Annotated in this window: 16 protein-coding genes; 3 read left to right on the forward strand and 13 right to left on the reverse strand. The window is 67.8% G+C overall.

What is annotated here, in order from left to right:
* Positions 1-77: 77 nt before the first annotated feature.
* The 3 genes from OB916_RS04865 to OB916_RS04875 are packed head-to-tail and all read right to left on the reverse strand — an operon-like array spanning position 78 to position 3,181.
* Positions 78-932 (reverse strand): ABC transporter ATP-binding protein, encoded by an 855-nt coding sequence (locus tag OB916_RS04865; protein WP_315908162.1) that lies wholly within the window; start codon positions 930-932, stop codon positions 78-80.
* Positions 933-934: 2 nt separating this feature from the next.
* On the reverse strand, positions 935-2,056 hold the full coding sequence (locus OB916_RS04870) for a FecCD family ABC transporter permease (protein WP_315908163.1): 1,122 nt from the start codon (positions 2,054-2,056) through the stop codon (positions 935-937).
* Positions 2,057-2,059: 3 nt separating this feature from the next.
* Complete coding sequence (locus OB916_RS04875) at positions 2,060-3,181, reverse strand: ABC transporter substrate-binding protein (RefSeq protein WP_315908164.1); 1,122 nt, start codon at positions 3,179-3,181, stop codon at positions 2,060-2,062.
* Positions 3,182-3,371: 190 nt separating this feature from the next.
* Between OB916_RS04875 and hmgA the strand changes: the two genes are divergently transcribed.
* Positions 3,372-4,583 carry a hydroxymethylglutaryl-CoA reductase (NADPH) gene (hmgA, locus tag OB916_RS04880; RefSeq protein ID WP_315908165.1) on the forward strand — a complete coding sequence of 404 codons (1,212 nt, stop codon included), beginning with the start codon at positions 3,372-3,374 and terminating at the stop codon, positions 4,581-4,583.
* Between the two features lie 26 nt (positions 4,584-4,609).
* Here the strand turns inward: hmgA and OB916_RS04885 are convergent, their stop codons facing one another.
* From OB916_RS04885 to OB916_RS04895, 3 genes are all read right to left on the reverse strand, one after another.
* The gene (locus OB916_RS04885; protein WP_315908166.1) at positions 4,610-4,963 is read right to left on the reverse strand and encodes a hypothetical protein; all 354 of its coding nucleotides are present in this window, start codon (positions 4,961-4,963) and stop codon (positions 4,610-4,612) included.
* Complete coding sequence (locus OB916_RS04890) at positions 4,960-5,364, reverse strand: hypothetical protein (RefSeq protein WP_315908167.1); 405 nt, start codon at positions 5,362-5,364, stop codon at positions 4,960-4,962. The genes OB916_RS04885 and OB916_RS04890 overlap by 4 nt, the downstream gene beginning before the upstream one ends.
* Positions 5,365-5,613: 249 nt before the next feature.
* Positions 5,614-6,138 carry a DUF5817 domain-containing protein gene (locus OB916_RS04895; protein ID WP_315908168.1) on the reverse strand — a complete coding sequence of 175 codons (525 nt, stop codon included), beginning with the start codon at positions 6,136-6,138 and terminating at the stop codon, positions 5,614-5,616.
* 91 nt (positions 6,139-6,229) lie between these two features.
* Here OB916_RS04895 and OB916_RS04900 point away from each other — a divergent pair, with 91 nt between their 5' ends.
* Both OB916_RS04900 and OB916_RS04905 read left to right on the forward strand, forming a co-directional pair.
* On the forward strand, positions 6,230-6,364 hold the full coding sequence (locus OB916_RS04900) for a hypothetical protein (RefSeq protein WP_315908169.1): 135 nt from the start codon (positions 6,230-6,232) through the stop codon (positions 6,362-6,364).
* A gap of 55 nt (positions 6,365-6,419) precedes the next feature.
* Positions 6,420-7,571 (forward strand): inorganic phosphate transporter, encoded by a 1,152-nt coding sequence (locus OB916_RS04905; protein ID WP_315908336.1) that lies wholly within the window; start codon positions 6,420-6,422, stop codon positions 7,569-7,571.
* Between the two features lie 28 nt (positions 7,572-7,599).
* Here the strand turns inward: OB916_RS04905 and OB916_RS04910 are convergent, their stop codons facing one another.
* The 7 genes from OB916_RS04910 to OB916_RS04940 form a co-directional block, all read right to left on the reverse strand.
* Positions 7,600-8,046 carry a universal stress protein gene (locus OB916_RS04910; RefSeq protein ID WP_315908170.1) on the reverse strand — a complete coding sequence of 149 codons (447 nt, stop codon included), beginning with the start codon at positions 8,044-8,046 and terminating at the stop codon, positions 7,600-7,602.
* Between the two features lie 46 nt (positions 8,047-8,092).
* Complete coding sequence (locus OB916_RS04915) at positions 8,093-8,521, reverse strand: CBS domain-containing protein (protein WP_315908171.1); 429 nt, start codon at positions 8,519-8,521, stop codon at positions 8,093-8,095.
* Between the two features lie 32 nt (positions 8,522-8,553).
* Positions 8,554-10,086 carry a PH domain-containing protein gene (locus OB916_RS04920; RefSeq protein WP_315908172.1) on the reverse strand — a complete coding sequence of 511 codons (1,533 nt, stop codon included), beginning with the start codon at positions 10,084-10,086 and terminating at the stop codon, positions 8,554-8,556.
* A gap of 2 nt (positions 10,087-10,088) precedes the next feature.
* Positions 10,089-10,583, reverse strand: coding sequence for a PH domain-containing protein (locus OB916_RS04925; RefSeq protein WP_390884031.1), 495 nt, complete (start codon positions 10,581-10,583; stop codon positions 10,089-10,091).
* A 203-nt stretch (positions 10,584-10,786) separates the two neighbouring features.
* Positions 10,787-11,506 carry a YqjF family protein gene (locus tag OB916_RS04930; protein WP_315908174.1) on the reverse strand — a complete coding sequence of 240 codons (720 nt, stop codon included), beginning with the start codon at positions 11,504-11,506 and terminating at the stop codon, positions 10,787-10,789.
* 42 nt (positions 11,507-11,548) lie between these two features.
* Entirely contained in the window at positions 11,549-12,526 is a 978-nt protein-coding gene (locus OB916_RS04935; protein ID WP_315908175.1) for an aldo/keto reductase, read from the reverse strand.
* A gap of 123 nt (positions 12,527-12,649) precedes the next feature.
* Complete coding sequence (locus OB916_RS04940; protein WP_315908176.1) at positions 12,650-13,897, reverse strand: DUF7125 family protein; 1,248 nt, start codon at positions 13,895-13,897, stop codon at positions 12,650-12,652.
* Positions 13,898-13,916: the final 19 nt, after the last annotated feature.

A 13,916-nucleotide genomic window follows, 5' to 3' on the forward strand; every position in this document is an offset into this window, starting at 1 on the left:
ACTCCAGGGAGCGGTTTGAATACCTCGAAATCGACTCGGCGGTGACACGGGAGCGTTGGCGGCGAAGACGGGCCCGCCTACTCGATCGCGCGTCGGGGGACGATGTGCGGGTCGCCGTCGGGGTCGTGGCGAACGGAGGCGTCGACGTCGAAGACGTCCGCGAGCAACTGCTCGGTGACGACCTCCTCGGGCGGCCCCCAGTCGTAGACCGCTCCGTCCTCGAGAGCGACGAGGTACTCCGCGAAACGCGTCGCCTGCTGGAGATCGTGGAGCACAACACACACCGTCACGTCCCGCTCGTCGTTCAGCGTCCGGATGACCTCCATGACGCGAAGCTGGTGGTGGAGGTCCAGATACGTCGTCGGCTCGTCCAGCAAGAGCACGTCCGTGTCCTGTGCGAGCGCCATCGCGATGAACGCGAGCTGTTTCTGTCCGCCGGACAGCTCCGCGAGCGCGGTCTCCCGGAGGTGATCGATGCCGGCGAGATCGATCGCGCGGTCGATCGCCGCGTAGTCGTCTTCAGAGAGCGGATCGAGAAAGCCGCGATGGGGATACCGGCCGTGGGTCACGAGATCGTCGACCGTCAACCCGCCCGGCGCGTCGTTCTCCTGGTCCAGCAGCCCGAGTTCGCGAGCGAGAGCCGGCACGGACCGCTCGTGGACGTCGCGGCCGTGCAACAGGACGGTCCCCGACTCCGGGGACAGCTCGGCCGACAATCCCTTCAGGAGCGTCGACTTGCCGGACCCGTTCGGGCCGACGAGTGCGGTGACTCTCCCGTCCGGGATGACGAGGTGTTCACAGTCGACGACGATCTCCTCGCCGTAGCCGAGTTCGATATCCGACGCCAGCAGTGCGGCGTCTTCGAGCGGCTCGGTGTCTGTCTCGTCTGTCGTCTGTGCTCTGTCCGTCGAGAGGAGTGGGATCTCTGGCATGGTCAAAACTCCGTGAACGAGTCAGTCCGGCGCAACAACAGCAGGAAGTACGGACCACCGAGCAAGCCGGTCACGACGCCGACCGGGATCTGGGTGCCGGGCAGTGCGAGCCGTGCGAAGACGTCGGCGACGACAACCAGCGCCGGGCCCGCGAACAGACAGCCGGCCATCAGCTGGCGGTAGTCGCTGCCGACGAACGTGCGGACGACGTGTGGCACGACGAGGCCGACGAACCCGACGAGACCGGCGACGGCGACGGCGGCCGACGCGGCGACGATGGCGAGCGCGGACAGTCCGAACCGCATATGCTCGACGCGCATCCCCAGCGACCGTGCCGCGCGCTCGCCCAGCAAGAGCACGTCGAGCTGGCGGGCGCTCACCAGCGCGGCGGGCACGACGAGCAGTGTCGGTACTGCCACGATCCGGGCTTCGGGCCAGCCGACGCCGGTCAGCGAGCCGGCCAGCCACGCGACGGCGGTTCGCATCACGCCGTTGCTGTCGATGAAGTAGAACAGCCCGGTCTGGAGGCTGTTGAAGATCGTCCCCACGACGACGCCGGCGAGCACCAGCCTGACCGGGGTGGTACCGCCGCGCCACGCGATGGCGTAGACCAGCAGGAACGCAGCGGTCCCGCCGACGACGGCGGCCAGCGGGAGCAGATACGCGCCCAGCGAGAACAACAGCGTGAACACGACGGCGACGCCCGCCCCGGAGGAGACCCCGAGGATGTACGGGCTCGCGAGTTCGTTTCTGGTGATCGCCTGGAAGACGGCACCGGACACCGCGAGGTTGAGCCCGACGAACCCGGCCACGAGGACGCGGGGCAACCGGCTGGTCCAGACGAGGATCGTCGCGTCCGATAGCGTCCCGAGATCGGCAGTCAGACCCAGCGCCGCTGCGCCGCGCTGCCCGAGGACGATCGTCGCGAGCACGTCGGGGTTCGTCCAGACGGCCCGGTCGAACAACGCACGGACCGCCGTCTCGAGAGACATCCCGTACGCGCCGTACCTGACCTGGACGAGGCCGGCGACGACCGTCAGCAGGACGCTCGCCCCGATGATGCTGGCGAGCGTGGCGTCGAGGTCGGGTGCGAGCGCGTCGTGAACGCGGCGGCGTCGTGACATGGATCAGGCGCTGTCGGAAGTGACGATCGAGGCCAGTTCGTCGCGGTCGAACAGTTCGCCCTCGAAGGCGTCGGGATAGAGTGCGGTCGCGAACCGCTCGGTCGTGAACAGGTGCTGGAGCGGCCCCATGTACAGCGGCCCGCCGCGGAACACGTCGCCGTTCTCGACGGCGGTGATCCGGCTGGCGGTCTCGTGGTTCTGCATGAACGAGACGACCGTCTCCTCGAACTCCGATCGGGTCTTGTCCTCGTGACCGCGGACCAGAAGCACGTCGGGATCGAGATCCAGCAGCGTCTCGTAGTCGATCTGCGACCGACTGCCCGTCGAGAGGGCGTCGACGTCGGAATTCGCGATCGCGTCGCGGACGTTCAGATCACGGAACGGCTTCTTGTTCGTCCCCTCGCCGCTGAGATAGTACGGCGAGAACGACGTCGGCTGGTCGTCACCGCCCCAGACGAGCGCGGCGCGCGGCCCGTCGGCGGGCACGTCCGCCTCGATCCGATCGATGAAGTCGTCGTGGAACGATTGAACCGCCTCGTAGCGGTCCTGTTCCTGCACGACCTGTGCCACCTTCTCGAAGGCCTCGTAGAGGGTGTAGTACTCGTAGTCGTGCCACGCGTCGGTGCGCCGGAAGATCGTATTCCCCAGGAACGGTCCGGCCCGCTCCGAGACGAACTCGACGTCCGAGTCGTCCATCTCGAAGACGTTCGTCAGCCAGTTCGGATCGATCAGGTGGAGATCGGCGTCGATCGAGAGGAACGTCTCGCGCGTCAGTCCGGCGTCGACGAGGTTGGTCAACTCGGACGTATCCACGTCGACGCCGTCGAGTTCGTCGTAGTGATCGGTGTGGTACCGGCCGGCGTTCCCGATGGCGGAGAGAGCGTCTCCGTGCCCGAGCGCGACCAGCATGTCGGCGTATCCCGACATGTAAACGGCGATGTCTTCGGGCACAGCGTCGAACGTGACCTCCCCGACGGGTGACATCGAGACGCTGTACGGCTCTGCGGTCTCTGTCGCTGACGGCGTCTCGTCGCCGTTGCCGCCGTCGCCGGGACTTGCACAGCCCGCGACTACGCCTGTCAACGCCGTCATACCGCCTGCTTTGATGAAACTTCGTCGCTGCATACTCGATTAGGCTGGCCTAAAAAATAAAAGGCCGTCGGTTTTTTCGGCAAGCCTAAAATCCTGTCTAATAACCCTGATGGATCACAGAGCGGGCAGCCCGGCCGTACGCGGCGGTCGGGGCGTGATACCGACATGGTCCGGTCGTTGCGTCGGGGCAACGGTTAGGTACGTTCCCGACCAGGTGGGGGATATGACGGACGCCGAGACGCTCGCCGAGCGCGTCAAAGCGGGCGACCTTCGACTGTACGAACTGGAAGCCCACGCCGACGCCGACACGGCAGCCGCGGCTCGCCGGCAACTGCTGGCCGAGGAAGTCGGAGCCGACCTGGAGACGGTCGGTGACTACTCGTTCCCCACCGACCGCGCCGACCCCAACATCGAGAACATGATCGGCGTGGCCCAGATCCCGATGGGGGTCGCCGGGCCGCTTCCCGTCGACGGCGAGGCCGCAGGTGGCTCCTTCTATCTCCCGCTGGCCACGACCGAGGGTGCCCTGGTCGCGAGCGTCAACCGTGGGGCGGATGCGATCCGGGCGGCGGGCGGCGCGAACGCGACCGTCCTGCAACGCGGGATGACCCGCGCGCCGGTGTTCGAGACGAGCGGCGTCCGGGAGGCCGCCGCGGTCGCCGACTGGATACGCGCCAGCCGCGACCGACTCGCGGCTGCGGCCGAAGCGACTACCAGCCACGGCGAGTTGCGCGAGGCGACTCCTTACGTCGTCGGCGACAGCGTCTTCGTCCGGTTCGTCTACGACACCAAAGACGCCATGGGAATGAACATGGCCACGATCGCGACCCGGGAAGCCGCCGAGGTGATCGAGGCCGAAACGCCGGTGTCGCTGGTGGCCGTTTCGGGCAACCTCTGCACCGACAAGAAACCGGCCGGGATCAACGCCATCGAGGGCCGCGGCCGGTCGGTCGCCGCCGACGCCGTCGTCCCGGCGGACGTGATCGAGGACCGCTTCGGGACGAGTCCCGACGCCATCGCCGAGGTTAACACCCGAAAGAACCTGATCGGTAGCGCAAAAGCCGCCAGCCTGGGGTTCAACGCTCACGCCGCCAACGTCGTCGGCGCGGCCTTCCTCGCGCTGGGTCAGGACGTCGCCCAGGTCGTCGAGGGCGCACACGCCATCACGAGCGTCGAAGTTCGCGATGCGGGCCTCTACGTTTCGGTGACGCTCCCGGCGCTGGCGGTCGGCACCGTCGGCGGCGGTACAGGACTCCCAACTCAGTCAGAAGCGCTCGAACTCCTCGGTCTCGCGGGCGGTGGCGACCCGCCGGGGACCAACGGCGACGCGCTTGCAGCGGTGCTCGCGGCGGGTGCGCTGGCCGGCGAACTCTCGCTGCTCGGCGCACTCGCAGGTCGCCATCTCGCGAGCGCCCACGCCGAACACGGCCGGTGACCCTGCACGTCCGACCCAGAAGCCGGTCACGCCCCGGACAGGCCGAAACTCTCCGTGGCCAGTATCGTGCCACCGAACGCCAGCCCGAGCACGCCGGCCACGAACGGGACGATCGACGGCGTGACCTGGAACGACAGTCCAAACGCGATCGCGCCGGCACCGGCGATCAGTTCCCCGAGCCCGCGGGTGCGCGCGTCGATCCGCAGGTGGCCGATCCCCACGGCGCTGAAGCCGGCACCGAACAGCCCCATGGCGGTGACGCCGAGATCGACCCCGGCGACGGTCAGCGGCCCGAACAGGCCGGCCGCGACGATGACGAGCCCGGCCAGGACGCCGACGAGCCCGCTCGCGACGTCGAGCCAGAGGCGCGCGCCGGTCATGTTTCGAGCTCGTCGGCGGGCTGCTCGTCGGACTCGAAGAGGCCGATGACGACCGCGAGTTGGTAGATCCCGCTGGCAAGCAGGGCGACGCTGGCCGTGACGACGAACAGCAGGCTGGCGTCACCGTACGGGGCGAGCAACGCGAGCACGAGCGCGGCCCCGGAGACGAGGTGCGCAGCGCCACGTCTCGGGACGCCCAGCGCGACGTTGTCGTACAGGCCTGCAACGCCGAACGCGAACGCGGCGAGCGCGAACGCGACGACTGCGAGCGTTCCGTCGAGCAGGTCGACCCGATCGGTCGCGGCCACGGCCAGCAGGGTCAGTCCGAACAGGAACCCGACCACGCCGGCACCGCTTCCGAGGACGAAGTCGCGCCCGTCCGCAGGGAGGGAAGACGCCATTACCGGTTGTTCACCCCCGACATATTTCAAGGTTGATGGACGGTGCCAACGAGTGGTTGCTCGGCTTTGCGGCGGACGGGGTCGGATGCAGTGGATAGAGTTCGAGGTGGACGGAGCCAGATGTGATGGATAGAGTTCGAGGTGGACGGAGCCAGATGTGATGGATAGAGTTCGAGGTGGACGGAGCCAGATGTGATGGATAGAGTTCGAGGTGGACGGGCCCGGATGTGATCAGCTCCCTCGTGACGCCTAGAGTCGTCGGTAGACACCGTTCGATTCCGTGATCTCGCCGGTTCGGCGCAGCTTTTCGAGCGCCCGGTCGACGTAGTCCTCGGCGACGCCCTGTTTCTGTGCGTACGCGACGATCGCGTCCCTGGTCGGTTCGGCGAGTTCGTCCAGTGCGTCCGTGACGACCGCCTTGCGACTGCGCGAGCCACCTGTTCCCTGTTCGGCGCGTTTTCCCGCCTGCTCCGCGGCTTCGGGGTCGACGCCCGACGATTCGAGATAGGTATCGTCGTCGATCCCCGCCTCGTCGAGTCGATCACCCATACTCGAGAAATCATCGAGGTCGTCGAACGCCTCGCCCATCTCCTGGCGCTCGGCCAGCATCGCCGCCCGGGCCTGTTTCGCGCGGTCAGGGTCGTCGGTCGTGACGAACTGCTTGAGCCGGTCGAACCGTTTCCGGGTGCCACACCGGGGACACTGGGTCGTCTCCGGCCGCCCTTCGACGACCCACAGCGCGCTGCACTTGCTGCACCCGACGACAGCGTACATATCCGGGCATACGTCCCGGACCACAAGAACGTGCCGACAGATCCGTCGGACACTGCCAACGCTTTTGCCACGCGACGGAGATATGTTGTGTGTGACGTTACTCCGCCCCGATCCCGAGCGCCATCTCCTCGATCGACCGATACGGGCGATTGACGTGTTCGGATCGCGGCGAGCAGCCCGATCCCGACAGCGACGCGACTTGATTCTGGGCAGGGGGTGGGTCTGACGTGGTCGCGACGCTCTACGTCCTGGCCGTCCCGGCGACCGTGGCGTGTCTGGGGATGGCCTGGGCGCTGGGAGCCAACAGTAACTCTCCGCCGTTCGCGCCGGCGATCGGTGCCAACGCCATCTCGACGATGCGCGCGGCGTTCGTCATCGGAATCCTCGCGGCGCTGGGTGCGGTCACGCAGGGCGGGGCGATCTCCGAGACGGTCGGGACAGAGTTGATTCGCGGGGTCTCGATTTCATCGCCGGCCGCGACCGCTGGGCTGTTGACTGCGGCGGCGTTCATGGCCTTCGGCGTCTACAGCGGCTATCCCGTGCCGGCGGCGTTCGCCACGACGGGGGCGATGGTCGGCGTCGGCCTCTCGCTCGGCGGCGACCCAGCCTTCGAGACCTACCGGCGACTCGGTCAGTTCTGGATCCTCGTCCCGCCGGTCTCGGGCGGGATCGCCTACGCGACTGCCACGCTGCTTCGCCGGGACGACATCCCGGAGACGATCGGTGTCCCGGTGCTGGCGGCAGTCGTGTCCGCGATCGTCGCAAACATTCAGCTCGGCGTGATCCCGTCTCCCCCCGGGGCGGATCAGAATTCGATCGCCGGGTTCGTCTCGATGCTCGCCGACCTTCCGGCGCTCAGTGGCGTCGGCCCGGTTCGGGTTCTCGTGACGATCGCGTTCGCGGTCCTGGGATTCGTCGCCATCCGCCGTCGGACCCAGGAATCGGTCGAGAAGGGGATCCGGACGTTTCTGCTCGTGCTGGGCAGCATCGTCGCGTTCTCCAGTGGCGGCAGCCAGGTCGGGCTCGCGACCGGTCCGCTCCAGGCACTGTTCGTCGACGAGCTCGGCCTGCCCGTGATCGTCCTGCTGTCGATCGGTGCCGTCGGGATCCTCGCCGGCGCGTGGATGGGCGCGCCGCGCCTGCTGCAGGCGACCTCCCGGGAGTACGCACAGCTCGGTGCCAGGCGGTCGATCGCGGCGCTGGTGCCCGGGTTTGTCATCGCACAGACCGCGATCGCGCTGGGGATCCCGATCTCCTTTAACAACATCATCATCTCGGGCGTGATCGGTGGCGGGCTCGCCGCCGGGTCCGCGGGGGTCTCGCGACGGAAGATCGGCGTGACGGTCGTCTTCTGGCTGCTCACGCTGTCGACGTCTGTCGTCGTCGGGTACGGGGTCTACGCCGCGTTCTCGGCGGTTCCCGGCATACAGTGATGCTACCATCGACGACGGAGCCAACACGCTATCGGACGACCGTCACCGTTACCGGAGCCTCGCCGACGACCGCGGTCGAGACCGTCCCGAGCAGCCGGCGGGCGAGCCGTCCTCGATCGCCACCGTGTCCGCCCATGACGACGTGATCGACGTCGTGTTCGTCGACGAATTCGAGGATCGTCTCGGCGGGGTCCCCGACTTCGACGACGGTCTCGACCGTCCGGTCGGACTCGGCTGACCCGTCCCGTGCTGTCGCGACGGCTTTCTGGGCACGCTCGCGTGCCGTCCGGACGCGTTCCTCGTCGGTCCCGAGCACGCCGGCCCCGAGGACGTTGCCTTCGCTCATCCCCTCGTCGAGCGGCGTCACGACGTTCAGTACGGTCACTCGGCAATCGAACGTTTCCAGCGCGTACGCCAGTGCGTCCTCGGCGAGCGGTGATCCGTCGAGCGCGACCAGCACGTGCGAAGGAGCCATGGGTTGTGGATGCACGCGCGGACGGATATGTCGTCCGGTGGGCCTGCTATCGGGGTCCCCATTCGGAACCCATCTCGGCGATCTCTGCGGCCTCCGAACGAATGTCCGAAAGGTGCCAGACGATGTCGGTCAGCGTGACGACGCCCAGCAGGTCGACGCCGTCCATGACCGGCACCTTCTTGACCCCCTCGGCAGCCATTCGGCGGGCGACGTGCTGGACCGTCTCGTCCGGAGACGCGGTGATGACGGCCCCGTGTGAGAGCTCATCCACGCGGATCTCCGAGAAGGAGCGGTCGGTGCGATAGCCCGCCCGCAAGGCGTCGGTCTCGGTGACGATGCCCGTCGGATTGTCCGTCTCGCTGGTGAGGACCACCGATCCGACGCCGTGTTCGAGCACCTTCCCGACAGCGACCCGGAGTGTCGCGTCTTCCGGACAGGTCACCACGTCAGTCGTCATCAGCTCACCCACGAGCATGAGCGGACGTACCGGGCCCGGAAACAAAAGCGCTAGCCGCCGGGCGAGCCGACGCTCGTTTCGTCGGCGACCCCTTCGTTCGGCGCGCTGAAGCTGTCACGCCCCCGTTGGCGCCGATACTCGACGATCGATTCCTGGAGGTCCTCGGCCAGTTCCTGGCGGAGTCGGTTGGCTTCGCCGAGATCGATGTCGACAGCCATGGCGTCGTCGCCGACGAGACTGTACGTTCCGGCGGTGTCGACGACGAGCGTCGCCAGGTCGCGGCGACGCTGGAAGACCGTCTCGGACGTGACCAGCGTCTGGATCCGATAGATCGGGACGATCGTGATCCGGCGCGACCAGAAACCGTTGCGCGTGATGACGTGCCCGTCTTCGAGGCGATAGCCGCGATGGCGCCACTTGAGATGGGCCGCGACTGGAACGAGCACGACGCCACCGAGGAGCACGTACCACGGGAACGAAAGCGGCGTCAGCCGGACGATCCCGTAGGCGATCGCGAGCAGGACCGCCAGCACGAGCGCGTAGCGGACGGCGTAGCGCTCCCGGGCGCGCCTGGGCGGCCGTTCGAACGAAAGCGCGTCGAAGTCCTCGATTCGGCCGGCGAGTTCGATCGCGTGGTCACGCTTCGCGATCGGGATCGCCGACTGTGAGCCCGTCGTCCCCTGACCCGTTCCAGCGTAGCCAGCCGTCTCTATCGAGAGGCTGGCATAGCCGAGCCGACGTGCGAGGACGTTCTCAGAGAGCGTGATCGTCTGGACCTTGTCCTTGGGGATCGAGCCGCTGAACCGTTGGAGCAATCCGCGCTCGTAGCGATATTCCTCGTCGCGGTCGGTGAGGACGAACCCGTAGTACCTGGCCATCGACAGTCCTCCACTGACCAGTGCCGAGGCGACGACGAGCCCGACAAGACCGAGTGCGACGATAGCAAGCGACGCGGTCGCCGTCGGCGCGAAGTCGGACAGCACCGACGGCCCGACGAACGACAGCGGGACGGCGATTAGCGACAGCAGCCGCAGATCCATCGAGACGATCCCCAGGATCACCAGCTCGCGGCCGTCGAGTTCGAACAGCGTCTCCCCCCGCTCGGTCGCCGCCGATTCGTCCCCAACGTGTTCGCCGTGCTCGCGGCGCTTGCGGCGACTGACTTCCTCCTGAACGTGTCGGGCAGATTCGAGATCGACGTATCTGAGCCGCGCTTCCGTCTGCCCGCCGCCGGCAGTTTCGAGACGTACCTCGGCGATCCCGAGCGCGCGCTGGAGCACGTTCTGGCGGATGTCGACGTTCTGGATCCGGCCGTAGGGAATCTCTCGCTCCCGACGCGAGAGCACGCCCGAATCGATGTCGAAGGTATCCTCGGTCAGCCGGTACTCGAAGCGCCGAAAGTAGGCGACCTGCCAGCCCAGCGACAGCCCGATCCCAACGACTAGAATCACGCCGAAGACGGCGAGCCCTTCCGCGCCGCCGACCGAGCCGGCCCCGGCGATGCCCGCGATCGCGATGCCGATGACGACCTGTAGACCGCTTTCGACCGCCCGGTAAGGGATGGAGAGTGGATCGAGTTGCATGCTCAGACGGCGTCCTCGCCTTCGGATTCGATCGCTAGTGCCTTCAGTCGCGTCTGCAGATCGGTCGACTCCCACGGCCGCAGTCCGGGGATCGTCACGTCGGCACCGCGCGAGCCGGCGGTGTAGACGACCAGCGACGAGAGGCCGGCGGCTCGCTCGATCGGGCCGCGACTGGTGTCGATGTGCTGGACGCGGACGTAGGGGACGACCGTCCTGACGCGCGTGATCACGCCCCTGTCGAGAAGCAGCGAGTCCTCGCGGACCTCGTACGACCAGGAGCGATACAGAAGCAGGGCGTGCCCGGCCCCGAGGACGGCGACGAGTACGAACACGGCCGGACCGATCCACGGCCACTCGGGCGCGAGTGCCAGTGTGGCGGCAGTCGCGATCCCGCCGAGGACGAGCGCGACGACGAGCGCCCGCCCGACCCACAGCCAGCGCACGCGCGGGTCGAGCGTGCGTACGTCGGTCGTGTACGCCCCGGGATCGTCTTCGATCGCGTCCTCGCTGTCGCCAGGTGTGTCCGCGCCGCTCGGCGGGTCTGTCGGCCGAGTCTCGTCGTCAGCGCTCCGGTCCGCGTCGAGAGATCGCTGCGGTGGCTCCTCGTCTCCGGGGGCGTCCGGAGGCGGGTCGGTGCTTGCCTCCTCACGTTCGTCGGCTGGCTCGTCGTCCATCGTCGGTCTTTGCGTCCGTCCGGGGCTTATAGGCTATGCTCGACACGCCGGATGCGATCCGCCGTGACCGATTCCCCGGGCGCGTACTGCACGAGCGGCTCGCTCGATGGCCAGTCGAAGCCCTCCGCCGAGAACAGCGTGTTCTCCCGGATCGTCAGCTCCGCCGGCGCGACCGCCCAGCGATCGTGTGCGATCGTCCCCTCGTAGAGCGCGCCGTCGCCGGCGACGAAAAACCGGTAGTTCTCGACCAGAAACGCCGCCAGCGAGCCGGGCTCGACCGGCTCTGCGGTCCCCTGGGGCTCGATCGTCGCGTCGAACGCCGCGGGCGCAATGCCGTCGTGGGTTCGATAACTCCGATACCGTATCCCGCCGTCCCGTTCGGTGACCCGCATCTCCGCACGGTAGTACGGCAGTTTGAACAGCCAGCGGGCAACGGCGACGCTCAGGCGGTCGTCAGCGTCGAGGTTGTAGAAGTACACGCCCGTCTCGTCGCCGTGGCGGGCGTAGGTCCGGAGGTTGAGTTCCGGGAACGACCGACCGATCGGCGAGAACCGCGGACGGATGTCCTCCATGACGAACCCGACGATGCTCAGCCACGCCCGTCCGTCCGGGCCGGTATCGACCGCCAGCCCCTCGGGGAGCGTCGGCTCGATCACGTCCGGCTCGACCGGCCAGTGTGCGAACAGCGCGTCGCGCCAGCGCATCGAGAGCAGGTGTCGCGAGCCATGCCCGACCGTGTTCGACATACCTCCCCTACGGGCTGGAGCGGCTTGTACGGCCGCTTGAGATCACTCGTGGCCGGACACGGGAACCGGCTCGTAGGGCGCTTCGAGATACGCCTGCTCGCTGGCGGAGAGATCGATCTCCAGGGCTTCGACGGCGTCTTCGAGGTGTTCGACGCTGGTCGTGCCGACGATGGGCGCGTCGACGGCGTCCTGGTGGAGCAGCCAGGCCAGCGCGATCTGGGCCATCGTCACGCCTTTCTCGGCGGCGATCTCGGCCACGCGCTCGTTGATCTCCCGACCGCCGCCATCGAAGTACGGATGTCCGCGCGCGTGGTCGTCGGTCTGTCCGCGCGTCGTCACGTCGAACTCGTCGTGCGGGCGGGCGAGATACCCGCGCGCCAGCGGACTCCAGGGGATGACGCCGATGCCCTCGCGCTCACACAGGGGCAGCATCTCGCGTTCTTCCTCCCGGTACAGCAGATTGTAGTGGTTCTGCATCGTCTGGAACCGCTCCAGTCCGAGTCGGTCGCTCTCGTGCAGCGCGTCGGCGAACTGGTAGGCCCACATCGAGGAGGCCCCGACGTGGCGGACCCGGCCGCGACGGACGGCATCGTCCAGGGCCCGAAGCGTCGTCTCGATCGGCGTCCCTTCGTCCCAGCGATGGATCTGGTAGAGGTCGACGGTGTCCATCCCGAGCCGGTCCAGCGAGTTCGACAGCTCCTGCTCGATCGTCTTGCGGGACAGCCCCTGGGAGTTGGGGTTGTCGTCGTCCATCTGGAAGTACACCTTCGTGGCGACGACCTGCTCGTCGCGGTCGTAGTCGGCGAGGACGTTCCCGAGGATCCGTTCGCTCTCCCCGCGGGAGTACATGTTGGCGGTATCGAAGAAGTTGATCCCCAGGTCGATCGCTCGCTCGATGATCTCGCGGCTCTTCTCGTCGTCGAGCACCCACTCGCGCCACTCTGGCGTCCCGAAGCTCATACAGCCCAGCGCGATGCGGCTGACCTCGATCCCGGTCGAACCCAGTGTCGTGTACTCCATACCCGATACGGGACCGGCAGCGCGAAAAAACTCTCGGGGGGTCGGATTTCCCAGGAACCGGATTGATCGGAGGTCCGAGGAGGGGCGGACTCTGCCGGCCCGCTGGACCGCATTCCGTCTCGGTCACGATCGCTCGGCCGATCCGACGAGCACTGCCCCCCGAACGGACGGGTCCGGGCGGAACTTTCGAACCGTCGCGTGGCATTCGAGCGCCGTCCCGTCTCGGACTCCACTCATCTCGATGACGGCGTCCGCGACGCGCTCGGTCACCTGGCGGTTCGCCGGCTGGTTCTCGCCCTCGACGCAGTGTAGCACGGCGACGCCATCGGTTTCGAGCATGCGCTCTTTGAGCGTCTCCAGGAACTCGAGATACGCGTCCCGGTCGAGGGCTTCCAGCACGTCTGCGGGGTCGACGACGAGATTCGCACCCGAGGGCAGGTCAGCGAGCAGCTCGGTCGCGTCTTCGAGCGGATCCGCACCGACGGTCCGCACTGCTGGGCTCCCGGTCGGCCCGCCGTCGGCAGACAGCGCCGCGCGGACGAGCCCCGCGGGCCGGTCGGTCGAGAGATACAACGTGCCACGCGTGGTCGTCAGCCGGTGCAGAAGCGTTTCCGCGTGGCCGTCCGGCTCGCCGACCACGGCCGCGATCGACCCGGGCACGAGTCCGCCGTCGAGGCGGCGATCGAGCGGCTCGACGCCGGTCGTCATCCGGGTGCCGGTCGGATCGATCGGCTCGGGCTCGTTCGGATCGACCGTGTGCAGTCGCTGTGCTGCCCTGTCGTATGCGGCGAGGGCGTCCTCGTCCGCCAGCGGGGTCGCCGACTCCGGCACCGTCGCGAGCACCGGGGCGTCGAGTCGCGTTTCGACCCCGTCCGGCGCGTCCGCTGTCATCGTCACGATCGCACCCGCGACGGGAACGCCCAGTCGATCCGCGAGTTCGACGGTCGTCTCGGCGTCCTCGAGACCCTGCCCGTCGTCGGTCGTGACGACCACGACCGCGTCGGCGGCGGTCAGCGGATCGGTGAGGTCCGGTCCCGTTCCGGACGGGCAGTCGATGAGGACCTGCGATCCGCCGTCGTCGAGATGTCCGAGCGTCCGCTGTACGTCGACCGACTCCGCCGGCTTCGGTCCGGGGAGGACGCTCACGCCCGGCAGTTCGGATATCGATTGTGCGACCGTTCCGGCGTCCGTGCCGTCGACGGACGCCAGCGTCGGTTCGCGGTCGACGCCAGCGGTCACGTGCAGGTCGGGCATCTGCCGGTCGGCGTCGATAGCGAGTGTCGGTGTCCCTGCGCGGGCGAACGCCCCGGCTAACCCGAGTGTCGTGGTCGTCTTTCCACAGCCACCTTTCGACCCGGCGATCGCGAGCATACTCGCGATGGCTGCGTCA

The sequence above is a fragment of the Halapricum hydrolyticum genome, assembly GCF_025517535.1.
Taxonomy (GTDB): Archaea; Halobacteriota; Halobacteria; order Halobacteriales; family Haloarculaceae; genus Halapricum; species Halapricum hydrolyticum.